General features: G+C 44.1%; 26 protein-coding genes. 18 read left to right on the forward strand and 8 right to left on the reverse strand.

Translation table 11 applies throughout. The annotated features are described in order from the left end of the window. Positions 1–112 precede the first annotated feature (112 nt). The 5 genes from IPO96_02535 (at position 113) to IPO96_02555 (ending at position 4,628) form a co-directional block, all read left to right on the forward strand. Positions 113–1,726 (forward strand): hypothetical protein, encoded by a 1,614-nt coding sequence (locus tag IPO96_02535; GenBank protein ID QQS64443.1) that lies wholly within the window; start codon positions 113–115, stop codon positions 1,724–1,726. Continuing rightward, positions 1,714–1,911 carry a hypothetical protein gene (locus IPO96_02540; GenBank protein ID QQS64444.1) on the forward strand — a complete coding sequence of 66 codons (198 nt, stop codon included), beginning with the start codon at positions 1,714–1,716 and terminating at the stop codon, positions 1,909–1,911. Before IPO96_02535 ends, IPO96_02540 begins: the two co-directional genes overlap by 13 nt. A 235-nt stretch (positions 1,912–2,146) precedes the next feature. Further along, positions 2,147–2,758, forward strand: coding sequence for a nicotinate-nicotinamide nucleotide adenylyltransferase (locus tag IPO96_02545; protein QQS64445.1), 612 nt, complete (start codon positions 2,147–2,149; stop codon positions 2,756–2,758). A 539-nt stretch (positions 2,759–3,297) separates the two neighbouring features. Then, complete coding sequence (locus IPO96_02550) at positions 3,298–3,564, forward strand: hypothetical protein (GenBank protein QQS64446.1); 267 nt, start codon at positions 3,298–3,300, stop codon at positions 3,562–3,564. Between the two features lie 26 nt (positions 3,565–3,590). Continuing rightward, positions 3,591–4,628 carry an aminotransferase class V-fold PLP-dependent enzyme gene (locus IPO96_02555; GenBank protein ID QQS64447.1) on the forward strand — a complete coding sequence of 346 codons (1,038 nt, stop codon included), beginning with the start codon at positions 3,591–3,593 and terminating at the stop codon, positions 4,626–4,628. A 1-nt stretch (position 4,629) separates the two neighbouring features. Here the strand turns inward: IPO96_02555 and IPO96_02560 are convergent, their stop codons facing one another. Next, entirely contained in the window at positions 4,630–6,396 is a 1,767-nt protein-coding gene (locus IPO96_02560) for a cation:proton antiporter (protein ID QQS64448.1), read from the reverse strand. A 78-nt stretch (positions 6,397–6,474) separates the two neighbouring features. Further along, on the reverse strand, positions 6,475–7,125 hold the full coding sequence (locus tag IPO96_02565; protein QQS64449.1) for a thioredoxin domain-containing protein: 651 nt from the start codon (positions 7,123–7,125) through the stop codon (positions 6,475–6,477). Positions 7,126–7,196: 71 nt separating this feature from the next. Here IPO96_02565 and IPO96_02570 point away from each other — a divergent pair, with 71 nt between their 5' ends. The 7 genes from IPO96_02570 to IPO96_02600 all read left to right on the forward strand — a co-directional run bounded on the left by IPO96_02570 (position 7,197) and on the right by IPO96_02600 (position 13,790). Beyond that, positions 7,197–8,165, forward strand: coding sequence for a hypothetical protein (locus IPO96_02570; GenBank protein QQS64450.1), 969 nt, complete (start codon positions 7,197–7,199; stop codon positions 8,163–8,165). A gap of 125 nt (positions 8,166–8,290) precedes the next feature. Further along, entirely contained in the window at positions 8,291–9,601 is a 1,311-nt protein-coding gene (gene aspS, locus IPO96_02575) for an aspartate--tRNA(Asn) ligase (GenBank protein QQS64451.1), read from the forward strand. Further along, a complete protein-coding gene (locus IPO96_02580; GenBank protein QQS64452.1) occupies positions 9,598–10,533 on the forward strand; it encodes an AEC family transporter in 936 nt (311 codons plus the stop codon). Before aspS ends, IPO96_02580 begins: the two co-directional genes overlap by 4 nt. Next, the gene (gene def, locus IPO96_02585; protein ID QQS64453.1) at positions 10,530–11,084 is read left to right on the forward strand and encodes a peptide deformylase; all 555 of its coding nucleotides are present in this window, start codon (positions 10,530–10,532) and stop codon (positions 11,082–11,084) included. Before IPO96_02580 ends, def begins: the two co-directional genes overlap by 4 nt. 4 nt (positions 11,085–11,088) lie before the next feature. Next, the gene (locus IPO96_02590; GenBank protein ID QQS64454.1) at positions 11,089–11,676 is read left to right on the forward strand and encodes a hypothetical protein; all 588 of its coding nucleotides are present in this window, start codon (positions 11,089–11,091) and stop codon (positions 11,674–11,676) included. Between the two features lie 86 nt (positions 11,677–11,762). Then, complete coding sequence (locus tag IPO96_02595) at positions 11,763–11,969, forward strand: hypothetical protein (protein QQS64455.1); 207 nt, start codon at positions 11,763–11,765, stop codon at positions 11,967–11,969. Between the two features lie 21 nt (positions 11,970–11,990). Continuing rightward, a complete protein-coding gene (locus tag IPO96_02600; GenBank protein QQS64456.1) occupies positions 11,991–13,790 on the forward strand; it encodes a DUF2207 domain-containing protein in 1,800 nt (599 codons plus the stop codon). A 24-nt stretch (positions 13,791–13,814) separates the two neighbouring features. Here IPO96_02600 and IPO96_02605 read toward each other — a convergent pair whose 3' ends face one another. The 3 genes from IPO96_02605 to IPO96_02615 all read right to left on the reverse strand — a co-directional run bounded on the left by IPO96_02605 (position 13,815) and on the right by IPO96_02615 (position 15,977). Further along, positions 13,815–14,861, reverse strand: a complete 1,047-nt coding sequence (locus IPO96_02605) for an acyl-ACP desaturase (GenBank protein ID QQS64457.1) — start codon at positions 14,859–14,861, stop codon at positions 13,815–13,817. A 49-nt stretch (positions 14,862–14,910) separates the two neighbouring features. Continuing rightward, positions 14,911–15,525, reverse strand: a complete 615-nt coding sequence (locus IPO96_02610) for an excalibur calcium-binding domain-containing protein (protein ID QQS64458.1) — start codon at positions 15,523–15,525, stop codon at positions 14,911–14,913. A gap of 191 nt (positions 15,526–15,716) precedes the next feature. Continuing rightward, entirely contained in the window at positions 15,717–15,977 is a 261-nt protein-coding gene (locus IPO96_02615) for an RNA-binding protein (GenBank protein QQS64459.1), read from the reverse strand. 181 nt (positions 15,978–16,158) lie between these two features. Between IPO96_02615 and IPO96_02620 the strand changes: the two genes are divergently transcribed. The 3 genes from IPO96_02620 to IPO96_02630 are packed head-to-tail and all read left to right on the forward strand — an operon-like array spanning position 16,159 to position 18,005. After that, positions 16,159–16,752, forward strand: a complete 594-nt coding sequence (locus IPO96_02620; protein ID QQS64460.1) for a hypothetical protein — start codon at positions 16,159–16,161, stop codon at positions 16,750–16,752. After that, entirely contained in the window at positions 16,649–17,140 is a 492-nt protein-coding gene (locus IPO96_02625; protein ID QQS65409.1) for an RNA-directed DNA polymerase, read from the forward strand. Before IPO96_02620 ends, IPO96_02625 begins: the two co-directional genes overlap by 104 nt. A gap of 25 nt (positions 17,141–17,165) precedes the next feature. Further along, positions 17,166–18,005: a hypothetical protein gene (locus IPO96_02630; GenBank protein ID QQS64461.1), complete on the forward strand. Its 840-nt coding sequence runs from the start codon at positions 17,166–17,168 to the stop codon at positions 18,003–18,005. Between the two features lie 168 nt (positions 18,006–18,173). Here IPO96_02630 and IPO96_02635 read toward each other — a convergent pair whose 3' ends face one another. Together IPO96_02635 and IPO96_02640 are read right to left on the reverse strand one after the other, a co-directional pair. Beyond that, a complete protein-coding gene (locus IPO96_02635; GenBank protein ID QQS64462.1) occupies positions 18,174–18,368 on the reverse strand; it encodes a hypothetical protein in 195 nt (64 codons plus the stop codon). Between the two features lie 17 nt (positions 18,369–18,385). Continuing rightward, complete coding sequence (locus IPO96_02640) at positions 18,386–18,724, reverse strand: four helix bundle protein (protein QQS64463.1); 339 nt, start codon at positions 18,722–18,724, stop codon at positions 18,386–18,388. A gap of 82 nt (positions 18,725–18,806) precedes the next feature. Here IPO96_02640 and IPO96_02645 point away from each other — a divergent pair, with 82 nt between their 5' ends. The 3 genes from IPO96_02645 to IPO96_02655 all read left to right on the forward strand — a co-directional run bounded on the left by IPO96_02645 (position 18,807) and on the right by IPO96_02655 (position 22,925). Next, a complete protein-coding gene (locus tag IPO96_02645; protein ID QQS64464.1) occupies positions 18,807–21,083 on the forward strand; it encodes a hypothetical protein in 2,277 nt (758 codons plus the stop codon). A 577-nt stretch (positions 21,084–21,660) separates the two neighbouring features. Beyond that, positions 21,661–22,311, forward strand: coding sequence for a hypothetical protein (locus IPO96_02650; GenBank protein QQS64465.1), 651 nt, complete (start codon positions 21,661–21,663; stop codon positions 22,309–22,311). Beyond that, a complete protein-coding gene (locus IPO96_02655) occupies positions 22,311–22,925 on the forward strand; it encodes a hypothetical protein (GenBank protein ID QQS64466.1) in 615 nt (204 codons plus the stop codon). Before IPO96_02650 ends, IPO96_02655 begins: the two co-directional genes overlap by 1 nt. Positions 22,926–22,938: 13 nt before the next feature. On the opposite strand, the gene IPO96_02660 is transcribed toward IPO96_02655, so the two are convergent. Continuing rightward, complete coding sequence (locus tag IPO96_02660) at positions 22,939–23,844, reverse strand: mechanosensitive ion channel family protein (protein ID QQS64467.1); 906 nt, start codon at positions 23,842–23,844, stop codon at positions 22,939–22,941. Between the last annotated feature and the right edge of the window lie 35 nt (positions 23,845–23,879).

Here is a 23,879-nt window from a genome sequence, read left to right on the forward strand (position 1 = left end):
AACGGTAAGCCCAAAAAAGGGACAAGTCCGATCTAGCAATAAAATCCCGAGCAGGAAATATTATGGCTTTTCGTGGCCCTCTTTCTTGCTTCAGGGAAAGAGGGTTTTTCAATTGGCAGCATCAGCAGGCTTTAATCCGGAAGTATACGAAGGTGAGCGATATTGTGGCTCTCTTGTGCTTGAAAGAAAGTGGGCAAGATTTCTTATTGCATTGACAGCTAAAAATAGTTTAGTTGATCACTCAGAATTTGCAGCTGCGCAAGAGGCCAGCTTTGATGATCATATTACTGCCATGGCAGAGAATATTGTCACTTCTGAGGAAGACAAGAGAAGAGACATAGAGTTTGTCTTTGGTGCTCCTAGGAAAAGGCAAGTGATTGACGCCAAGATTGTATCCAAAGATGGACAATTAATGGAAGACATTCTTACTAGAAGCTTAGAGCATTCACGTAGACTAGCCGAAAGCGATCCAACTTATAGGCACCAATCTGATCGTGACGCGGGCGATAAAACACTGCTTGAAATTTTCCAAGGCCTTAAACCCGGGGAAACTGCAAATGCTACCAGCTTTGTACCAGAAGAGTGGTATGAGGAAACAGAGGGCACTCAACAAGATGGTTTGTGTGACTCGATTGGCTACAGGCAGGGCATGTCGGTTGTCCATATTGCCTGGCGAGAAGATGAAGATACGATGTTGGTGTGGCCATTTTCCATTAAGCAGTCTGACAAGCATGCGATGTCGCAGGTTTATGATGAAATGTTTGGCATGCTCATACCGCCAGACACACACTCCGATTTTTGGATAAATCATGTGCATAAAGCCGAAATGTCTAAAGCTGAAGTCGAACAACTAGGCTGGAAGATTCTAAGAAGACACAGTGAAATTATAGGATCAGCAACAACTTTTATTCCAGTTGAAGGATTTTTGGACGAAAACATTGTAGAAATAAGGAATCTATTTGACGCGTATATGCCGAGGATAGCTGAATCATTGGGGACTGGTAGTAACGACCCTTATATTAAGTCTTTTGCATCTGAGATATTAACTAAAGTAGCTGATAAGCTGAAAGACGATGTAAAGGATAGATTAAGTAAAATTGCGAGTAGCGATAAGTTTGAGGATGACGATGCTCGACTAATGAAAATAATGCTTCGTTACGCAACTCTCGAAAAGATCAGACCGAATCTTGCGGGGTATGTTGAAAGATTCATTGCAAGTCAGCAGCCGCCAGAGGAAACACCAATAGTCTACAAAGACTACTACTTCATATCACCGCCAATAACTTTTAACCCTGCTGAGATGTATGCTATGAACCGAAGCCTAGCTGCAAGTATTGCTGTTGGCGTTAACGCCAACCGCTCGCCTGGTGGCTGTTCACCTATATCTCTGACCAAGCAAGATAGCGACCTAGTTTTTGGTTCTTCTCCTCTAAGAAATGATATTTTCAAAAGTATTGAAACAGATCTTTCAGGGGCCCAAGCTACTGAGCATGACTCTGCTGAAGGTGATGAGGACGGGCCGTATCAGTTTAAATGCCCTAAAGGCCACAATAATGACCGCAGACGTTCGGAAAGTGGTTGGGTTTACGTTTGTCAAGAACTCGGATGTAAGGAGGACGTAAGTTGCGGGAGGCAGGACCCCACTAAGCAGGTAAGAAAAAAAGCAGCCAGAGTAATTGCATTTTCTGCCGCCAAAGCCGGCAAGGGGGCGAAATGGGCGGCTTGACGGAGAAGCAATACGAGGCGCAGAAAGCTAGTTGCGACGGCTTATGCGACATCACAGATCAGTTGGTTGAGAAACGTGATTACATGGCTTGCGTTAAGTGCCCGTTTTGTCATGAAGTTGTGACGGCTGAGCTTACGCCTACCACAATCCATTGCCCAGCATGTAAAATAACAGTGAGGAGATAACATACCAACAGAGCGAAGCTAGCAGAAAATAAATAGGTAACAGATAGCAGACGATGAATTGTACTTATCAAATCTGCAAAATGAAATCAGCAAAATTTCTGCTCAATGCTCAAGGTTGTCTGCTAAATTATACTTATGAACAAAGAAGAGCAGGCAATTTATGAAGAAGTTGTTGCCGAAAAACCACAAGAGCTGTTTTGTGAAGTTTGTGGGTACTACCCGATAAAACCAGTGCATGGTCATTTTGAGTGTCCTGCTTGCCGCTACAAAACCAAATGCTGCGAGGGCATTTAGGATGGTTGGAGTTTTTAGCGGCACTTTTGACCCCATTCACAATGGGCATCTGGAGTTAGCTAAGATGGCGTATGAGCAGGCTGGCCTAGTTAAAGTGGTACTGCTTCTCGATTCTACCCCTCGTCGTAAAAATAACGTTACGGATCTCAAGCACAGATTGGCGATGTGCCAGTTAGTTGCAAATGAAAACAAATGGCTCGAAGTAATTAGTCTAAATGAGGCGGAATTCACCATTGCCCACACATTACCAGTATTGCAAAGACGCTACGGCAAAAACCTTAGTTTCATAATGGGTAGCGATGTTTTTGAACACATCGCCGAGTGGCAGGGCATCAACACACTAGTAAATTATTGTAGTTTCATAGTAGGTCTACGCAGCCACGAAGGGGCAATGGTTCAAAAAGTTGCAAAAAGTATAGGAGTCGAAGCCAAGATAATCAAGGGTCTTAGTCCAATCTCGTCAACCCAGATACGTGTGGATCAGCAGATCCGTAGCAGAGACACCCCGCCAGCAGTCTCAAACTACATACTTCAAAACAACCTCTACCCCTAAAGGTCTCCCAAACTTGCTAAATCCTCAAATCATTTAATAACAGGGTCTGACCCTGACATCTGTTATTTTTTGCAATATAGAAAATTGTAATATCTACTTCTGGTATTTTCATTTCGCATTTCTCCAATAATTAAAAAGACTTCGCTTTTTTCAGCGAAGCTTTTTAATTGGACTGTTCTAGCGGTAGTCTAGCTATCCTGTGCTTCGCCATTATTGAAACACAGCCCGAGTAGACTGAGGAGGTTTTGGCGATGAACAAAAGTTTCATTAGAAGCTAATCTACACGCAATCAGAAAAGCTTGCCAACAAAATAATACTTGTATATTGTCAAAAACTCTGTTAAACTTTCGTTTATGTCAGTACAACACATCTTAGCTTGCTTAGGTAACGACGACCAAAAAATTGGCGACTATTTTCTGTTTTCATCTTTTATTCAGGCGGTTGCTCCTCGAACGTATTAAACGACTATAAATAAACTTAAAGAGCGACCGCCATGAAGCGGTCGTTTTTAATTAAGTTTAAAAAAATGGAGATAAATCATGTATCAAGAAAATAGTTGTGAGGTAATAAAACCCCGCATAGATCCAGACAATCTGGGTTTACAGATGTATATAAATCAGGAAACGATTCGGGCAGGCAGGTTGCTAGTTCGAGAGCTCCAAGCGCAAGATCCAGTAGATCGAGAACGCATCGGGCAAATTCGGATAGAAGTAAATGCCGCCAGATCGGCCGTCAAAGGTTTAGCTGGTAGAATCAAACAGGCTAAATTAGCGGCACTTAAACCGCAACGGACTTGGCTGAGATAGGAGTATAATTAACTTAAGGAGAAAAAATGAAATATCTATTTTATGATGACTATTCAGAAGGCGTAGCGCCACAGATCTTGGATTACATCGCACAGAATAATTTTGATCAACAGTCAGGTTATTGTAACGATGACTATAGCAAGTTAGCCTCAGATCGAATTAAACAAGCGTTTGGGCTGCCAGATGCGGCTGTGCATTTTTTGCCAAATGGGACTATAACTAACGTAGTCGGTTTAGTTTCAATGCTTAAGCCGTATGAGGGAGTGATAAGCGTTGTCAGCGGGCACATAAACACTCACGAAGCTGGAGCAATAGAAGCAACAGGACACAAGATCCTGTGGGTAAGTAGTAGCGACGGCAAACTTACTCCCGAGTTAATCGAGGAGGCAAACTCAAGGCATGAAGATGAGCACACCGTGATGACAAGGGTGGTCTATGTAACTCAGCCGACCGAGCTTGGTACGTTGTACTCAAAAGCGGAACTCGAATCAGTTGTGCGTAAGGCCAAAAGTTTAGGACTGTACGTTTTCTTAGACGGAGCAAGGTTAGCTGCGGCTCTGGTTTCACCAGTCTGCGACATTTCAATAATGGACTACGGCAGTCTGGGCATAGACATGTTTTACCTAGGTGGGACAAAAAACGGCGGTTTGTATGGTGAGGCAATGGTTATAGTAAACAGGCAGTTACAAGAAAACTTCCGTTACCATATTAAACAGCGGGGCGCTCTTATGGCCAAAGGCAGGATCATTGGTCAGCAATTTGCGCGGTTTTTTGGTAATGACAGACTATATTTGCAGTTGGCCAAAAACGCTTATGACTGTGCGAAGAGATTGTCAGACGGTCTGGTAGAACTTGGTGTTGACATATCGCCAACAGGTACAAATCAACTTTTTCCGATTTTAGACAACGAGACTATTAGCAAACTTTCAGAGTCTTACGGCTTCTATGTTTGGTCAAAAGTTGACAGCACTCACTCACAAATTCGGCTAGTCACTTCTTGGTCATGCACTTTAGGAGTAATAGACGAATTCCTAAAAGATCTAAAAGCTATTTTACAGTCCTAGACTACTTCTTATTTGGGATTGTTTTGTTGGCGAGCTCGAGCATCCTATCGAGCATGCCACGGCCTATGATCTTACGCTCGGCTGATTCTTCGCGGCTGGCTTGACTAGCTAGATAGCTTAGGTGTTTGTCTTTGAACTTTTTGTATTCGCTCTTTTTTAGACCAGATTTCATCAAGAAGTTAGTGATCTTCTCAGTACCAATGTAATGTGGTAAAACTACGTAACTGGCTCCGGCTTCGTAAAGTTCAGTTGCCTCGACAGCGCTACTTGCAGTTACGATGAAGACGGCTTTTTCGTTGTGCTTCTCTAGCCACTGAGCTAAGTAAAGATCAGTGCCAAGATCAGAAATAGTTGACACAACCAACATTGATTTTTCGAGGTTTATTTCTTCTAGCAGTTCAGGGTCAGTAACGTCACCATAAATACAGTGTTCACCATGTCGCTCGAGGTGGTCGATGATATTTGGGTCGTAGTCTATGACAACGTAGCGCTTTTTCATCTGAGAAAACGAGTCAAGAAATTCGTGGCCTCCTTTTTGATAGCCAACTAAAACTAGGTCGTAGATCTCATTTTTTTCTTTGCGTTCTTTGGCGTGTTTGCGCTCAAAGAGCTGCAGGTACTTTTCAAAAACAAAATATAGTTTATCGGAGTAAAGCATCATATATGTCGAGAAGGCGATCGTGATTAACGCAACGAGTGTTACGAGTGAGACAACTTCTTGACTAATCTGGCCGGTACGATTGGCTAGTAGCAGTAGTATAAGTGAGAATTCACTGACCTGAGAGCCAGTTAAGCCGGTGCGGAAACTAGTTTTTTTGGTATAGCCCGAAAGTCCCATAACCGTCATTACAATAATAGGATTACCAACCAGAACGGCAAGCGATAGCAGACCGGCTTTAGGCAGCAGTTGGCTGATGTTTGATAGCTCCAAGTGCGATCCAAGTCCTATGAAAAACAGCACAATGAAAAAATCGCGCAGGATTTTGAGGCGAGACGAGATCTCTTGAGCGTAAGGCAGTGAAGCCATGACTACTCCCGCTAGCAGTGCACCTATTTCGAGGCTGAAACCAGCTTTTTGAAAAAGAGCTGCCACTCCAAGCGCCCAGCCTATTGCAAACAGGAAAAGAAAGTCCTGACTCTTGGCGATAATTTGCTTCATGTTGTTGATAACAACCATTCTGACTATTACCATCCCGACAACCAACGCCAAGAATTTGACTATTAGCCCCAAAAAGTCTCCAACCGAAAGCCCCCCAGCGCTAGATGCTGCCGTTACCAGCAGAGCAAATGTTGCGATGATGTCCTCAATCAACAAGAAACCAATTGAGATTTTGCCGTATAGCCTGGTTAGCTCTTTTTTGTCGGCGAGCAGCTTCAATATAATAATTGTTGAGCTGAATGACAAACCAATACCTACAAAAAGTGCATCACGAGTGGCAAAGCCCATATAATTTGCCAGCACAAAGCCAACTCCCGTAGATACGGCAATTTTTGCAAGTGCGATAGCGGCGGCTATTCTACCAACCTCTCGAATAATACGCGGGTTTAAGCCGAGACCAACAATAAACAGTAGTAGTGCAATGCCGAACTCTGAGAAGACATCAATTGTTTCTGGAGAATGAATTAAGTTGAGCAGTGTCGGCCCTACCAAAAGGCCAGTCAAAATGTGACCGATGATCATTGGTTGGCGGATAAGGCGCATAAAAAGCGCCACCAATGTACCAACAACGATGACTAGGCTCAGTTCAGAAAATAGAGAAGCATGCATAAATATTTGTTTTAATCTTTATGCTTATAATCTACAGTAAAAGCGTTGCGCCGTCCAGAAGATTGGCTACTTTTCTGCTTAGCTCTTTGGTTTGGCTGCCAAAGCGTCATCGATGGCTTTGGTGAAACTTTCAACAGTTTGAATATCTTTGGTATCAAATTCTTTACCATCAATAAAGATGGTTGGAGTACCGCTTAGCTTTTTATCCTGAGCTTCTTTAAGGTCAGCGTTAATGCTATCGTTAACAGCGCTACTTGCAACATCTGACTTGTACTTTTCCAAATTAAGACCTATCTGAGAGGCGTATTGCTCAAAAATGGCTGGAGCGTTGTTTGAACTTGACCAGCTAGCCTGATTCTCATACAAGATATCGTGCATTTCAAAGAATTTATTTTGGTTCGCAGCGGCTTCGGTAGCTCTAGCGGCGGCTCTGGCGTTGGTATGGATACTTTGGAGCGGGAAGTGCTTGAACTTAAAGGTGATCTTTTCTTTATTCTGTTCTTTAACCTGCTTAACTATTGGGTAGAAAGAGCCACAGCCAGGACATTGAAAGTCGGCAAATTCTACAACCTCAACAGGCCCGGTACCGACAGTCCTTTTTGAGATACTCGACGTAGAATTACTTGATGAGTCGCTGCTATTTGGTGTTTGGGTGTCTTTTCTGCCTAAAATCAAAAGCGCTGCTACGCCTACTGCTACAATTGCGATAATAGTAAGAAATCTTTTCATTAAATTCTCCTTTATTTCAGATTATATTCTAGCACACGTGCGCTGAATGAAAGTCGAGTTATAATAGGTTTATGAATACGAAAATATTGATAGCCTTGAGCGTTTTGTTTGGTCTGGCTAGTATTTTCTTTCGCGCCTTGATCGTACTCATGGGTAGGGTTGGCCATTATGAATCCAAAAAGGCAGCCCAGTTAAAGCGTAAAGGCGCGCGTACTTTGTATGCAATGCAGCAAGCCGGTTATGAACCACTAATTGGTTTGGTGATATGGCAGTGGCTGGCAATAATTGGTTTTATACTTGCTTTATCAAAGTTGTTTTCGCTATTGCCGTCAGTTTTGCTGGCTACATTTGTGTTGACAATTGTCGGCGAGGTATGGGGTGCGCATAGTCTGCCAGCATTCTTGAAGCCCAGAATGGACACATTTGGCAAAATCTTGGGGAAGATCCTATTCATCACCAAGCCGTTAAGCTGGCCAGTAGCGAAGCTACTTGATAAACGTTATGGTCGTGCCCAACCGATAATCTATAGTCGGGAACACCTTTTTGCTATTTTGGATCGCCATGAGCAGTCTCCGATGTCGGATATTGATAAAAGTGAGATTGAGCTTATTCAGCGCGCTTTGAAGTATAAGACCCTGAAGGTCAGAAAAACCATGACGCCCCTAGAAAAACTGCCCGTTTTAAGCTCTACCACAGAAGTTGGCCCGATTGTGATGGACGAACTCCACAAAACTGGCCAGAAATGGTTTCCGATGACTGAAGGAAGCCAAGATCATGTGGCTGGTGTGGTGTCGCTGCCAAGACTAACGACTATGAAAACAGGGGGCAAGGTTAGCAAGGCAGCGGTGACGGACGTTTCTTTTATCGACGAAGGACTCAGCTTGCTTGAGGTGTTAGATATTTACAGAACTAGCCATGCGCAGGTATTTCTGGTCACAAATCGCTTCGACGATGTTGTGGGGCTTTTGACGTTGGAGCAGCTAGTAGGTGGGCTGGTCGGCCCAAGCACTGTTCAACCAAGTGAAACAGTGGTAAAATAGCTTAGAAATGAAATTTGTTTTGGTAAATAACGATAGCAATCCACGGGTCGACTAACAACCGGCGAGTTGCTTTAGTTCACGACCCAAAATCAGCCAGACAAATTAAGACTAATTTGGAGAATAATATGGAACGAACATTATCTAACCAATTAAAAACTAAGGTTGGCTCGCAAGCGATTGTCAAAGGTTGGCTGCACAAAAAACGCTTACTTGGCGGACTAACATTTATCTCACTGCGTGATCGAGATGGACTAACTCAAATATTGATCGAGAACAAAGACGAAGTAGAAAAACTTCGAGGTTTGCAGGTAGGCACAGTGCTAGAGGTACGCGGTAATGTCATTGAAGAACCGCGTGCACCAGGCGGCGCTGAGATTCACGAGCCAGTTGTAACAGTGATGGTGCCGGTGACTTATGAGCCACCGGTCGAAATCGACAAGCCCATTAGCCACGAGGGCGAGGCGCTGGAGACTTTACTAGACCACAGAGTAGTTACCTTAAGAAACTTGCGCGAAACCGCCGTTTTTAAAATTCAAGACCGTATTATGGAAGCTGCTCGTGAGTACTTCTACCAGAACGGTTTTACGGAGATGAAAACACCAAAGCTACTTGCCAAGCCAACCGAAGGCGGCGCCGAAGTATTCACGATGGATTACTTTGGTCAAACTGCCTCACTAGCTCAAAGTGCTCAGTTTTATAAGCAAATTATGGTTGGCGTTTTTGAGCGAGTTTTTGAGATGGGCGGTACTTACCGCGCTGAGCCTTCGGCCACTAGCCGGCACATGACCGAATATGTGACTATCGATTGTGAAATGGGCTTTATTGATTTCCCGGAACTGCGTGAGTTTGCGCATGGCTTACTCAAATATGTTGTCGACCGAGTTTGGGAACAATGCGCTAATGAGCTGAAGCTTTGGAACGCTACCAAGCCAATTCTAAGTGAAAATCATGTAGCTATACCAATGCACGAGGTTCATGAGCTTTATACCAAAGCCACTGGAACTTCAACTATCGGCGAGGAAGATTTGCGCCCAGACGAAGAACGCTGGATCTGTGAGTGGGCCAAGAAAAACAAGGGTAGCGAAGCCGTGTTTGTGACCGAGTGGCCAGTTGCCAGCATGAAGTTCTACCACAAAACAGAAGATGGCAATCCTGAAATTGCAGAGCGAAGCGACTTCTTGTTCCGTGGCATCGAGATTATGACTTGCCCTATGCGCGAACACCGCTATGACAAACTGGTAGAGCAGATGAAAAAGCAGGGGCTTAACCCAGACGAGGATGGCTATAAGGCGTATCTGTCGGCATTTAAGTTTGGTCTGCCACCGCACGGTGGTTTTGGGCTGGGTCTAGAGCGTTTGACTGCTAGAGTCATCGGGCTCAAAAACGTTAAGGAAGCCTCGCTCTTTCCACGCGACATTAACCGCCTCGCACCGTGAGCGTTTTTGTCACACTAATACTAAAACTTTTACCGATTTACATTGTTATCGGGCTAGGTTTCTGGCTTACAAGATTACATAAATTAGATAAAGATACTTTAGTCAAAATTCTAATTTATTTAATTGCGCCAGTTGTAATATTTAGCGGGGTATACTCGCTGGATTTGAGCGGTAAATTACTTTTAGTTCCGTTAATATTCTTTTGTATCAGCTCTTGTTTAGCAACTTTGTCTTTTGTAATAAATAAAAAGTTTAAACCACAAAGTATGCGTGGCATATTGGCGTTCACGGCCGGCAGTGGTAATACTGGCTATTTTGGTTTGCCGGTAGCTATTGCTTTATTTGGTGACTCGATAATTGGTTTAGCAGTGCTTTTGACCTTTGGGTTTGTGATGTACGAAAACACCGTCGGCTTCTTTTTGGCAGCTAGGGGCGGCTACTCTGCTCGGGAAAGCATCAATAAATTACTGCATTTGCCGATGCTCTATGCATTTTTACTTGCTCTAATTCTGAATTTCATGAATATAAGTTTAGGTAGTGTATATGAGAATTTTGTTCCGAATTTTAGGGGTGCGTACGTAATTTTGGGATCTTTTGTAGTTGGGGCTGCTCTGGCAGGTTTTAGGCGGCACCACGTCGATTTGCCAGCCTTGAAACGAGCTTTCATATTTAAATTCATATTGTGGCCAATCGTGGTTGGTTTACTGATAGTGTTAGATAAAAACTATTGGCAAATATTCAATGATATTAACAATCTATATAACGTTAGTTTCTTGATATCTTTAGTGCCACTAGCCGCTAATACAGTAGCCTATGCCACATTACTAAAAACTGAACCAGAAAAAACTGCGTTTATGGTCTTTATTAGTACTATCTTTGCAATAATTTACATACCGTTAATGACAACATACGTTTTACCAGCAATAACATGAAGAATTCACAGGTAACTCAGTTTGGTGAACCAATCTTACGCCAAAACTCTAACAAGGTTAATCCAAAAGAAATAGAGAGCTCCACTGTTCAAAACTTGATTAGTCTTTTGGCTGCGACATTGGCAGATAAAAAGCTAGGTGTTGGTTTGGTGGCTCCGCAAATTGGTATTAGCGTGGCAGTTGCTGTGATAAGAATCCACCCTACCAAAATTCGACCAGAGGTCGATGCCTTAGATCTAAATATAATTAACCCTAAAGTTACTAAAACTTTTGGGCGTAAAATGCAGATGTGGGAGGGTTGTATTAGCAGTGGCGCCGGCAAGGCTGGGCTGTTTGCCAAAGTGCCAAGGTATAAAAGAATTGAGCTAGAGTACTATGACGAAAATGCAAAAAAACACACAAAAGCTTTTGAGGGGTTGCCTGCTCATGTTATACAGCACGAAGTCGACCATTTAAATGGCATTTTGTTTGTTGACAGGGTGGTTGACTCAAAAACGTACATGACCTATCAAGCATACAAGAAGGCCAAAGTTAAAAACCTGCTAGACTAGTATAATGATCGACGAGAATTTTATATATCTGGGAGCGATTCTTAATGTGATTGGTACCGGCTCATACGTTATTGAAACCCTGAAAGGTAGGGCCAAGCCAAATCGAGTAACTTGGTTTCTGTGGGCTCTAGCGCCGTTAATTGCAGCATCTGCACAGTTCCGCGAGGGGGTTGGGCTGATAGCTCTTAGTACTTTTATGAATGGCTTTATGCCACTTCTAGTGCTTATTGCGTCGCTCATGAACAAAAAGGCTTTCTGGCAAGCATCACGATTCGATTATTTATGCGGCAGCGTTTCACTGTTTGCGTTAATTCTCTGGCTATCTACAGGGAAAGGATTATTGGCGATACTTCTGAGTGTGTTGGCTGATCTTATGGCGGCTTTACCTACAATAAGTAAGTCTTTTTATCAGCCAGAAACGGAGCATTCCATAACATTCCTACTAGCATTTATCGCGTCGAGCCTGACATTATTAACGATTAAGGATTGGAAGGCGGAGAATTATGCTTTCGCTCTCTATATTGTTATCGTAACAGCACTGCTTTATGTTCTGATCAAGTTCAAACTGGGGCTTAAGTATAAACAAAACTAATAATACTTCGGACGATAACCTTAAGATTTTTGTACGTGCTGATGTTTTGCAGTACAATGAAGTTACAAACTAAGCGAGGGAAAATTATGGGATTTCTAGATTTTTTTAAGAAAAAGAAAACCGATTCAGTGCAAGGTGCAGGTGATTTAGTTGATAAAGTAAAAGATCTTGCTCAAAACAACGCCGAAGAAATCAACAGTGTAGTTGATAAGATTCAAGATGCTGTTCCTGGTACCATGGGTGACTCGGTAGTTGACGCAGCACAAGAAAAATTTACTGGCGAAAAGCAGTAATCTTATAAGAAGGGAGGCAGCGTGTTTAGGAGGCTCGGCTCAGTTCTGGCGCTTCTATTGCTGCTTTTTCCTGCGGCCGCTTCTGCTCAGGGCGTAAACGACGTAAATAATTTCACTATTAAGTCTTTTGAGGCAGACTATTACTTGTCGCGTGATGCTAATAAGACCAGCCAACTTAGAGTCGAGGAGAGGATAGTTGCCGAATTTCCGAGCTTTGATCAGAATCACGGTATAGAACGGGCGATTCCCGAAGAATATCAGGGTCACACTGTAAGTCTTGTGATTGACTATGTCCGAGACCAGAGTGGTGCTGCTTTAGAATTCTCCAGCCTTCACGAGAACAAGAACCTAATTCTTAGAATCGGCAATAAAGATAAATATGTTCACGGCGTAACTACCTATGTCATTGGTTATAGGCTGAAAAATGTCATCAATTTTCAGGACCAAGACGAGTTTTATTGGGACGTTAATGGCGATCAATGGTCACAGACTTTTGAACGAGTAACAGCTCGATTGCATATAGAAGGCGATTTGGTCGGTTTACTTACTGAAGATCAATCTTGTTTTAGTGGACGTTATGGAGCTAATAATCAGTCTGGCTGTAGTATTGAGCGCGGTGGAGGTGTTGCTGACGTTGTTATTAGTGCTAAAACCCTTGAAAGTTTAAGCGGCGGTCAGACTCTGACGATAGTTGTCGGTTTTAACAAGGGCAGTTTTGTTATTGGGCCAGAGATTGCCGCCGAGAAGAGGCGTTTGAGAAACATGATCATTGCGGCGCTCACGGCGGTTATAAGTCCTATACTAGGTTCAATTTTTTTCATCATCAGGAGATGGCGCACGCAGGGCAGGGATCCAAAGTCACTCAACTCAGTTGTGCCAGAGTACATACCACCAAAAGGTCTATCGGTGCTTGATAGCGAGCTACTTCTAAACGAGCGTTTGAGGCCGCAAGCAATCACAGCACTGATGCTAGATTGGGCCGTTAAGCACTATGCTGTGATCGAGGAGACTAAGATTAAGAAGATTTTCAAAGATAAGCTGGAGTACACCATCAAGGTTGTCCGAGATATGTCAGCTTTGCCACCGGAGGAGCTGGCGGTGGCACGCGACCTGTTCGGTGGCGAGCCAGTTGTTGGAAGTGCAGTAAAGCTGAACGATCTAACTAACAAACTTTATAAAACAGTTAGCGAGTCAGACAAAGCAGTGGGCGAGAGTTTGGCTGCTCGGCAGTTTTATGCCCAGGCGCCTCGTGACGCCCGCAAAAATTTCCTCAAAATCGGTGGCCTGATAGTAGTTGTCTCGTTTGTTGGGTTTTTTATACCGTTACTAAGCTTTCTGACTGCGGGATTTTTTGTGGGAGGAATACTGGTTATGATTTTTAGTGGTATTATGCCCAAAAGAACAGAGGAGGGCGTGGCTGCGAAACAGTATTTGGAAGGGTTAAAGATGTACATGAAGCTGGCCGAAAAAGAGCGTCTAGAGTTTTCGCAGGGGCTAAAAACGGCCGAGCGCACACTAGCAGGTCCGGTTAGTGACAATGATAAGATAAAACTTTTCGAAAGATTGCTTCCCTATGCCATACTTTTCGGGCTTGATAAAGACTGGGCCAAAGAGTTTGCGCCGCTCTACAGCCAACCACCACAGTGGTATAGCGGTAATATCGCCACTTTCCAAGGCGCGGCTTTCGCTAACTCTCTCTCTTCGTTCAGCTCAACTAGCCAGAGTGCTTTCATGGCACCCAGTAGTTCTGGTGGGAGCGGCTTTGGTGGCGGTGGTTTCTCTGGCGGCGGAGGCGGCGGCGGAGGCGGCGGCGGCTGGTAGATTGCCCTCCGGGCTGTTTCTTTTTTATGCAACTGCCCGCAGCTCCTCCTTAGTCACGGTTACCCCAAGGATAAACGGGCGTAAGCCGCCACTTGCTTGGCTCTTCTCAATTAGTTTCTGCCTAACGCTGTTTAAAATGGAGATTTTTCGGTCGTCTCTTGGGTCGCCATCCAGCAGTTCTTGCTGGGCACGCTTGGCCTCGTTACTATCAAACTGACGGTTTTCGATGTCCCAGATTTTTGGGCCTACAAGCTTAGCTTTAAGGTTTTTGATGGTGGCTACATCGAAGAGTCCCGAAACAGCGATTGTCTTAGCAAGAGCAGAGAATTTGGGGATACCCTTCTCGCCAGGCATCGAAAAATCGAAGAACACATCTCTTATTGCTATGACTGTTTCATCCGGGAAATGGTCGAGCATGGCTTTGGCCATACTGCTGTAGGCTTGATGGTGGTTGGCTTCGTCGCCAGCTATTTTTCTAAGAGATACCCCGCCGATCTTGTCCAGAAGCAGAGCCTCTGAGTTGTGTGCCTGAAAGGTTGCATCTTCTTGGAGAGCGGTGTAGGCAAAGCCTTTGGCCAGGCTGTCGATCGCAACGTTGGTACCTTTGGCAAGTTGAGAGTTGCGGCTAGATTGGTATGAGTCGTGGTCAATGACGGCGTCACTACCCCCAATCAAACCACTGAGCAGCCCATAGTCGCGCAGTAAGGTTCCGTGAGAGTATTCTTCTGCCGTCCAGCGGCCTAGCCAAGCCGATAACTCCGGGGATTTTTCGGCGATTTTATCGATGCGTACCTTGTACTCCGGCAGGTTATCTTCGGTAAGTAGATTGACCAAGTAGCTGGCCGCCAGTACGGGTTTGTAATCTAGCTGTAGGCTGTCTAATTCTTCAAAATGTCCACTCAGGCCAGATCTCAGAGGGCCAATCAAAGCGCCGTAATCTTGGGTAGTGCCAGCTGCACTTGCAAGTACCTCAAGAGGGTTCAACGGGCTCCGGCTATGTGATTCATGCCTCTGCATAATTTCGGCTATCGATGGGTTGATCGCCTGGAGCTGCCGTTCTACCGCTGACATAAGCTGGGTCTCCTTTATTATGCTGACAAATTTGAAAAATTAATAAGGCTTACTTCTCGCAAGCTATGCCGTCATTGTCGCGGTCAAGCTTGTTTTGGTAGGCCGAATCTGATCGTTTGATGTCGAACACACCAGCCTCAAAGGCTGCGGTACAGTTTTCAAATTTCTTTCCATTGGTAGGGTTGCTCTTTGTTTGGTTAGCTACCTTTTTCTTGGCTTCTTCTGTGACTGCTGACTCAGGCTTAGCATTGATTTGGTCTAGAGTGGCTTTCTCACCGTCTGGCGCGGTTTGGATAGGTGAGTATTTACCGTTTTGGTCGATTTGAGCAGGATTAGTAGCTACCATGCCAAAATACCCAGCCCAAACTACTACAAGAGCCATTAAAGCTTTGGCCCAAGGACTCTTCTTGAAGCCTTCTGGGTCGTGTAAATACCAAATAATAGCAGCAACAATTGGGATAATTGGCAGTAGTACAATCCACAATATCCAACCAACCAAAATCCGGCGTCCTGGCGTCCAGTTTTGGTAGCGGTTACGGGTCAGCGGGAAGCGTGCCAGTAGCCAGGTTGCAGAACGCAAGAAAAAGCCTGGATGGGCATTTTGCTCACGACCTTTAGCAATTTTGGCAGCTTCATCATTAGGTGTTACGGGCGTGGTTGCCATATTTCTATCTCCTTATTTCTCTTTAGAATTACTATATCACTATCTGGCACGAAACAAAAACTACCCAAATATTTAAGACATTAAATCACTAGCTTAGACGTTACTTTTCGTGTCTAGTGTCTCATGACTCTTGTTTCTAATTAATAAACTCCCCAGTTGGGGGAGTTTATTAATTAACCGTAAGGTTTAGATTAGCGACGGTCTTCTTTTTCGCGTGCTTCTGCAACACGTAGTTCACGTCCGCCAACTTGCTGACCGTTAAGGCCATCCATAGCAGCTTTTGCGTCGTCGGCATTAGCGAACTCAGCAAAGCCAAAACCGCGTGAGCGGTTGGTTTCGCGGTCCGTAATGATACGTACGCTTGTTACTTCACCGTACTGTGCCAACGCTTCGCGTAGCTCGTCCTCAGTGAGAGTGTAACTTAGGTTGCTAATGTATAGTTTTGCGTTCATCTCGCTTAACTCGGGTCCTTTAACCCCTAATTCTGGTGTTTTTAGATTTCCGTTTCCGCGAGATCGTTCGTGATTGCTATATATTGCACTATTATCTTCTCGGAGCGTACCAAAATTAGACTAATCATAACATAAGAAACCAGAATATGGAATATGGATTTCCTGAATATAGAATAATTGCATGCGCTACATCGATATCTATAGAGCCTGGCAAAGCTTCGTAAAGGCTAAAAAATACAGTACTTCGATTGACGAATTTGCCTATTATGTCGAGCAGAATCTTCAGCAACTTACTCGTGACACTGAAACGAGGACTTACAAACACGGCTCGTACAAAAGAGTTGTAATAAGCGAAAAGAAACGTCGTGATTTAGCGGTGGCTTCGGTCTGTGATCGTGTTGTTCACCGCTATGTCTACGACGAGTTAGTAGGGATTTTTGATAATTCTTTTGAGCCCGATGTCTTTTCTTGCCGCGAGGGCAAAGGCTTGCACAAGGCTCTAGTAAGAACGCAAAAATTGCTGCAAAAATACTATGAATGCTATGTTTGGAGGGCTGATATTACCAAGTTTTTTGACTACGTAGACCAAGACAAGCTATTGAGCATTATTGTTAGAAAAATAGATCCAAACAGTGAACTATTTTGGTTGTGCGAGCAGATAATCCAAAGTTATAATTCGAAGCCATCAGCCATCAGCCATCAGCCATCAGCCATCAGCTGGCATCCCTATTGGCAATTTGACGTCTCAAATTTTTGCCAACATCTACCTAAATGAGTTCGACCGCTATGTGCGCCACCGGCTAAAACCTTTGGCATATTTACGCTACGGCGACGATTTCATCCTAATTTGTAAAACAAGAAAACAAGCATATGAGCAGAGGCTGCGGGCAAAAGAATTTTTGCAAACAGAGCTTGGGCTGAGCCTACACCAAACTAATGATGTTGCAGTAGCTGTTAAGCAGGGCCTACATTTCTTAGGACATGTGATCACTTCCAAATTTTTAATAGTTGATAAACAAACCAGCAAAATTGCAGTGGCCAAAGTAAGCATTAAAAATGTAGCCAGCTACCGATCATTATTGCTTCTTGAAGTACTGCATAAGGAAATTAACTGGGAATTATTACAAATTATTGACAAAATATGTAGTAATGATGTATACTAGCGTCTAATTAATAGGAGTTTATCAAATGTCACAAAGTCATACAGTCCAAGGTCTCTGGATACCCGAGAAGCCAAAGCCAGTTTTTGATGTCAATAGATTTGCCAAAGGAACTATCGATGTTTCGACAGAAGTCGATAGAGGTATCGAGCTTATTCGTATGGCTGGCGGCTTTAATGGCGGCGGCGATGAGGCTAAGTTACGCAACGACTTTACGACTGACCTTGTGGCGCTCGAACAAACTGGTTTGGCTATGCGCATCGTGCCTGATGTGCCAGGAACTAATCTACCCTTTAACAGCTTAATAGCCCTAATGGATGGAGTTAGACCTGAAGGCGTAGAAGAGGCATCTATTTACGATAAATTATGGGTACCAGGTGTAGAGGCTGACAGCCTAACTCCAGAACTACTTGCTGGCCCTGCTAAAAGGGTAGCCCTAAGAGGCCTGCTACTGAGCGTAAGCTCAGGTGACTATGACCCAGTCTTGCATCACCGAGGCCTACCAGCTGATGACCACGCCAAAGAAATGTATGATCCTAGTGCCAAGACTACTCAAACTTCAGCGTTGACTCAAGATATCTCAGCTTTTGAAGCAACCTTCCCCGAACTCGATCTTAGAGGAGCTAGTTACCGTGATTACGCGTTTTTGGTTACTGCATTCAGACGGAACTTGCGACCAGAGCCAGGTGCATTACCGCTATCTAGAGACTATATGCGCGATCTAGGCGTGGGACGCCACAATGTGGGCGGCGGCTCGGTCGTCGCGGGCGTCGACTCGGATGGTGGTTGGGCTCGCTTCGACGGGGGCAGTGGCCACGCGAATGACCTCGCTGGCGTCGGCCTTTCGGCGGGGCGAAAAGACTCTTAGACTTTGAGCTTTAATCTTTATTTTCTTCTTTTTTTGTTGCTAAACTGAAATTAGCTTTGTATTGCCAAGATGATCGCTAGTTTGGGTATATAACTCTGAAATTACGCTGATCGGGAATCAAAGAACAAAGTGTATTTTGCCCCGCGTGCGGCTGCCTACAAAAATGAATTAAAACACCTTATGTTCTCGAACATTAGGTTGCTCGAAGTAGGTAGCGAACAAACTGTGGGCGGCGGCTCGATCGTCGCGAGCGTCAACTCGGATGATGGTTGGGCTAACTTCGACAGGGACAATGGCAACGCGAATGACAACGCTGGCGTCGGCCTTTCGGCAAGGCAAAACACTACTAAAACCCAGGCCCATAAGATAGCCTGGGTTTTTTACTTCTCAGATTTCAGCCAACCACCGAGCATCCGGCCTATCTCGAGTGTTTTGGCGTTTATCTGATGTAGCGTGGTTTCGTTGGCTAGCTTTTGCTCAAGCAGACTACGCAGCAAAAACTGAGCGATCTCAAGCTTGGCTGAAGCCTTAATCAGATAAACTGCCTTATGAGCCTTCGGTGCGTGTTTGGCCATGATTAGTAGCTCTAGCAGGTCCAGAAGTGAAGTTTCTGTGTGTCTGCCTATGGTTTGCTTTTTGCTAGGATCTAGCTTATCGCAAATCTTGCAGGTTGCGTTATACAGCTCTTGAACTTTAAGTATTATGCCTAGTTCAAACATGCATTAATTATATGCTAACGTTCTCGAGCGTGGTAAGATAAGAGTAATATAAGCATAAACAATAACGGGAGTACTTTGCCAGATGGCAGCGCCCAAAAAGTCTAAGAAGATAAAAATTTCTGACGAGTCACAATCGGCTAAAGTCATAAAAGACCATGCTCTGACACCGTTACCAGTAAGCGAAGAAGATGTTTCTGGTGCACCTGAAGTCTCTATCACTGTCAGAAAAGAAGGCAAAAAGATTAGTCCTATCAAAGATGGGGTTAGTGCTGTGCCAGTCCATGAAAATGAGCCAGTCATGACCAAAAAGCCAGAGTTGAACGAGGTGAAGACAGCCCCAGAAGCACCAGATAATCAGCCCAAAGAAGAATTAACAGGCCTAAGTAATGAACAAACGATTGGAGATGATTTAGTCTCGGAGCTCGAAAGCAACGAAACCGAGTTAGACAAGGTAAATCCAGCCGAGGCCCCAGCCACAACAAAAAAGCAGAAGGATGCCAAGTTGCAAAATGAAGATCGGCAAATCCCAGAAGAAGAGATTAACGAAACAACAACTTCTGAGGTGCCGGAAAATGGAATCGACATTTTCGGGGAGGGTTCAAAAATTGAAGACCTTGATCTAGAGGCGGCTGCAAATACTCCAGTTGGACAGCTCGATTTGGCTAGCACAATAGATCCAGAAACTGAGTTTGCTGATGCCGAAATTGACGCGGCAGTTGATGAAATTGTGGCCGAAGAGTCCGATGCTCTTCTGGAAGCTGAAGATGCCGCACGCAATTCTTTGGCAGTCGTTGAAGCCAAGCCTGCCAAGCCGAATCGCCTAAAAGAAATATTTAGTTTACCTGCAGTCAAGTGGGGCGTGGCTTTTGGCTTGGTATTACTATTTTCAATAATTTGTTTACTGCCTGCTTCCCGTTATGCAGCCTTAAATTTGTTAGGCATAAGATCAAGTAGTACAGTCACTGTTCAGGATAGTTCGACACGCCTTCCGATTAAGAATGTCAGTGTTAGTCTACAGGGCCAGACAGCCACAACCGATCAAGAAGGTAAAGCAGTTTTTGAAAAGCTCAAACTCGGTAAAGCACCACTCGAAATCAAAAAACGCGGCTTTGGTAGCATCGCTAGAGATGTTGTTTTGGGCTGGGGCAGTAACCCAATGCCGCCAGAGGGATTAACTGCGACTGGTACGGTGTATGTTTTAAATCTCAAAGATTACCCCAGTGAAAATCCTATCACCAAGGCCGAAGCAACTAGCGGAGAATTTAGTGCGAAGACAAACGACAAGGGTGAAATAAGACTAGTCACTGAGCCTTCCGACAAGGATGCAGAGATTACAATAAAAGCCGACGGCTACCGAGAAGAAAAACTATTGTTTACGGTTACAGACAAATTGAGCCGTGATGTGTTTATGGTGCCATCACGACCGCTGATCTATGTTAGTAAACGTACGGGTAGCTATAATCTTTACCAGATAGATGCCGACGGCAAAAATGAAAAATTATTACTTGAGTCAACCGGCAAAGAGCGAGAAGACTATAGCATACTTGCTCATCAGACCGACAATGTCACCGCGGTAGTCAGTACAAGAGAGGGTCACCGCAACAACGATGGATTTTTACTCAATGGACTGTTTATCGTAGATAGTAGCGCTCAGAACAATCGAATTAGCGAATCTGAACGTATTCAACTGATAGACTGGATTGGAGATAATTTGATTTATGCGGAAGTCAAAGAAGGAGGTAGTGCCGCCCTTCCTAACCGCAGCAAGCTAAAAAGCTATAACTACAAGACTTACGAAAACAAAGAACTTGCCAGCGCTAATTATTTTAATGAAATCTCAATATTTAATGGGTCTGTTTTGTATGCGCCCTCAGCCTACGCAGTAAATATAGATAGTGTCAAATTTAGTAAAATAAAACCTGACGGTAAAGATCAGCAAACTGTTTTAGACAAGGAAGTCTGGAGTATTGTACGCACAGGCTACGACAGTGTAGCCTTCAACTCACAGAACACTTGGTATGAGCTAAAAAATACTGGGAGTGCAGTGAAACTAAGCGGAGCGCCAGCAAACCTCCGGAGCATGGACTATCATGATGGCCCAAACAATGTATCGCTTAGAACAGAGACGAGGGATGGAAAAGGAGTGCTACTGCTTAGAGATGCTCAGGGTTCAGAGAAGGTTATAGCTACAGTTGCTGGATTACGTCAGCCTACTCGGTGGCTAAGTGATTCGACTATAACTTATCGAGTTGTTACGGCCAACGAGTCTGCTGAGTACGTCCTAAGTTTGCTCGGCGGCGAAGCCAGAAAAGTTACGGATGTCACAAACACTGGTGGGGCCGAGAGCTACCAAAACTAGAGTCCGTCAGAAGACCAAGGATAGATTTGATTTTTCTTCAACCTAGTTGCGGCTAGGGGTAGTTAAGCAGTAATGGATCCATTATACCGATACCAATCATAGTTCATCGAAAAATTCCATAATTAACCCGCCGCCCTTAAACACCGATATTCACACCCAACCCCTCTGTATAAGGTCCGTCCTTATACAGAGGGGCGAAATGTGAATTTGATGATTTATAGGTGTTAAACATTGTGAGTAGACGTGTGAATTTTTTATAGGCTATTGGATCAAGGCTTATGAATATGTGGGCCGCATAATAAATGACAATATTGATCGGTATTTTTAATAAATCGAGCTTATGATTCAGGAATTACGCGTTTAGTGCATTTTCGGATGAAAATCGAGTACCGAAAGCCGAGCCGTACTTAACGTACGGTGAGCGCGGAACGGAGATTTTCGCCAAAAAGGTGCAAACGCGTAATTCCTGTGATTTATGAATTACTATTCGCCTAATCTGCAATTATTGAATCCGCTGAGTGACTTACGATAAATGAATTCATGCTACAATAAATTTGAACTAAAAAGGATAAGCATAATGAAAAAAGTATCGTACAAAGTATCTTTGCTTGCTCTGCTGGCGTCTTTGGTCATACCGTCGACAGTAATGGCAATGTCAGGATCTGATAAAGTAGCGACTATCGCCGAGAATCGTCAACGAACTGGCACGACTCTCGAAGATCGCCTAAAAGCAGATAAAGCAAAACTAAAAGTCCAACTTAGTGAAGCCGACAAAGCCAAGATAAAGAATAAATGCAAGGCTGCTCAGAATTTAGTCAAAGCTCAAGCTACAAAAGCGGCTAATTTTGAAGCAAGTCGTAAAAAAGTTTACGATGGAGTACTTGACCGATTAGAGAAGTTAGCCGTTAAGTTAGAGGCTGCAGGCAACAGTGACCAGGCAGCAAAAGTTAGAGCAGAAAAGATTGCCCTGTCAGCTAAAGCTGATGCTGTTTATGCTGCACTTCAGGACTACAAGCAGGTTCTAGATGACCTTGTAGGCAACGACTGTACCACTGATCCAACTGCATTTAAAGCAGCACTCGAAGCTTCTCGTGCAGCTCGTGACGCTGTAAAATCTAAGACCAAAGACTTCCGTGACTACTATACTCAAACTACCGTCAAAATACTTGCTGAAGTCAAAAAAGCACTGGGTGCTAGCACAGAAACTAAAACAGAAGGAGCAAACTAATGAACCCTGAAGAAAATCAAGCCACTACTCCAGCAACACAAGTAGGTAATGAGGTGGTAGCCGCGCCAGTATCGGCTGAACCTGTCTCCACCCAAACGCCTGTAGTTGCAAATGCCGATGTAACACCTTCAAGTGCTTCTGCGGTTACACCTCCTTCACCGACATCAGACAACTTTACGACACCAACTAGTTTTGCTGAACCGCCTGCGGAGAGTAAGGCTGCAGAAGAACCTATTGTTGCGGGTGAGCAGTCATCTGCTCAGGCTGCAGTGGCTGCACCCTCAAATTCTGCGACAAGTAGCCCAGTAGCGCCAGTCAGCGCTGCGCCAAGCACCAATCACAAGCACTCGCGCAAACTACTTGTGCTAGTCGCCACTATGATTGGCTTGATTCTTGCTGCAGCTGTCGTTTTTGTGTATTTAAAGTCGAATAAAGCCGCAGCACCTGCAACTTCATCAGCTAAACCAGCGACTACTACTTCTACTACTACTGCGACTAAGGCAACCAGTGTTGATGTAGAAACAGTTGTAAATGACTCACAAAAAGATATTGATGGGATTAGTGAAGCAGACTTCGCGGATACAGTTTTGAGTGATACTTCTCTAGGCCTTTAGGCTTTTGAGCAGATTATTTTCTTTTTGTCTTCGTTCTTGAATTACTAGAGTTAGTAGATGTATTAGGAATGTAGGCGAGTGTTATTTGGTTTTCTCGTAGTGCCTTTTTGAGCTCACTTAGGAAACTACTCTTTACTTCTAGTTGTCGACCACCAAGAGTCTTACCCATAATTTTTACGGATACTCCATAGCCATTGATATCACCAACACGCACATAATGAGGCGCTTCAATCACATCGTGCTCAAGCTCAGGCAGTGCCGCGATCTTTTTGCCAGTATGATCGATAATTGATTGCAAGCGGTCTAGGTCTGTATCGTCAGCCACTGTGATGTCTAAGTTTATCTGACCGTAACCCATGCTCATGTTAGTAGCAACGTTTATTGAGCCATTAGGTACATGATGGACTGCGCCAGATAGATCGCGCAGCACAGTTGTTCTGATTGTGATATCCTCGACAGTGCCGCTAACACCTTCTAGCTCGACGTAGTCGCCGATACGGTACTGATTTTCGCTGATGATAAAAACGCCGCTTACAAGGTCGTTGATTAGCTTTTGTGCACCAAAACCAAGTGCTAGGCCAAGTACACCAGCGCTAGCCAAAAATGGCGCGGTATTGATCCCAAGAATGTTGATTACCACTATAAACCCCGTTACCCAAACAAAGAACCTCACAAGCCCTGCACCAAGTCCGGCTAGTGTTTTTAGTCTTTTATCACGGTCTTTGGCAGTTTGGTAAAGATCTTCGCGGATAGTCAGTTTAAGCAGCTTAGTCAAAAACTTTTTGGCGATACTACTAACAAATGCACAGAAAATTATTATCAGTAGGACTTTAATTATGTCGTCGTAATTTCGGCCAACCCAGTTGGTAAGCTCAGTCCTGAACGTATCAAAATTCTCAAAAATCCACCCGAATCTCATAGTATTAAGTATAAAGTATCGGGTATTATGTATAA

It is taken from the genome of Candidatus Saccharibacteria bacterium, from assembly GCA_016700315.1.
In the GTDB taxonomy this organism is placed as follows: domain Bacteria; phylum Patescibacteriota; class Saccharimonadia; order Saccharimonadales; family SZUA-47.

Coding starts and splice junctions, on each gene's coding strand:
- IPO96_02540 (QQS64444.1), top strand. CDS start 1,714: ATGGGCGGCTTGACGGAGAAGCAATACGAGGCGCAGAAAGCTAGTTGC.
- IPO96_02545 (QQS64445.1), top strand. CDS start 2,147: ATGGTCATTTTGAGTGTCCTGCTTGCCGCTACAAAACCAAATGCTGCG.
- IPO96_02550 (QQS64446.1), top strand. CDS start 3,298: ATGTATCAAGAAAATAGTTGTGAGGTAATAAAACCCCGCATAGATCCA.
- IPO96_02555 (QQS64447.1), top strand. CDS start 3,591: ATGAAATATCTATTTTATGATGACTATTCAGAAGGCGTAGCGCCACAG.
- IPO96_02560 (QQS64448.1), bottom strand. CDS start 6,396: ATGCATGCTTCTCTATTTTCTGAACTGAGCCTAGTCATCGTTGTTGGT.
- IPO96_02565 (QQS64449.1), bottom strand. CDS start 7,125: ATGAAAAGATTTCTTACTATTATCGCAATTGTAGCAGTAGGCGTAGCA.
- IPO96_02570 (QQS64450.1), top strand. CDS start 7,197: ATGAATACGAAAATATTGATAGCCTTGAGCGTTTTGTTTGGTCTGGCT.
- aspS (QQS64451.1), top strand. CDS start 8,291: ATGGAACGAACATTATCTAACCAATTAAAAACTAAGGTTGGCTCGCAA.
- def (QQS64453.1), top strand. CDS start 10,530: ATGAAGAATTCACAGGTAACTCAGTTTGGTGAACCAATCTTACGCCAA.
- IPO96_02590 (QQS64454.1), top strand. CDS start 11,089: ATGATCGACGAGAATTTTATATATCTGGGAGCGATTCTTAATGTGATT.
- IPO96_02595 (QQS64455.1), top strand. CDS start 11,763: ATGGGATTTCTAGATTTTTTTAAGAAAAAGAAAACCGATTCAGTGCAA.
- IPO96_02605 (QQS64457.1), bottom strand. CDS start 14,861: ATGTCAGCGGTAGAACGGCAGCTCCAGGCGATCAACCCATCGATAGCC.
- IPO96_02610 (QQS64458.1), bottom strand. CDS start 15,525: ATGGCAACCACGCCCGTAACACCTAATGATGAAGCTGCCAAAATTGCT.
- IPO96_02615 (QQS64459.1), bottom strand. CDS start 15,977: ATGAACGCAAAACTATACATTAGCAACCTAAGTTACACTCTCACTGAG.
- IPO96_02620 (QQS64460.1), top strand. CDS start 16,159: ATGCGCTACATCGATATCTATAGAGCCTGGCAAAGCTTCGTAAAGGCT.
- IPO96_02630 (QQS64461.1), top strand. CDS start 17,166: ATGTCACAAAGTCATACAGTCCAAGGTCTCTGGATACCCGAGAAGCCA.
- IPO96_02635 (QQS64462.1), bottom strand. CDS start 18,368: ATGGGCCTGGGTTTTAGTAGTGTTTTGCCTTGCCGAAAGGCCGACGCC.
- IPO96_02640 (QQS64463.1), bottom strand. CDS start 18,724: ATGTTTGAACTAGGCATAATACTTAAAGTTCAAGAGCTGTATAACGCA.
- IPO96_02645 (QQS64464.1), top strand. CDS start 18,807: ATGGCAGCGCCCAAAAAGTCTAAGAAGATAAAAATTTCTGACGAGTCA.
- IPO96_02650 (QQS64465.1), top strand. CDS start 21,661: ATGAAAAAAGTATCGTACAAAGTATCTTTGCTTGCTCTGCTGGCGTCT.
- IPO96_02655 (QQS64466.1), top strand. CDS start 22,311: ATGAACCCTGAAGAAAATCAAGCCACTACTCCAGCAACACAAGTAGGT.
- IPO96_02660 (QQS64467.1), bottom strand. CDS start 23,844: ATGAGATTCGGGTGGATTTTTGAGAATTTTGATACGTTCAGGACTGAG.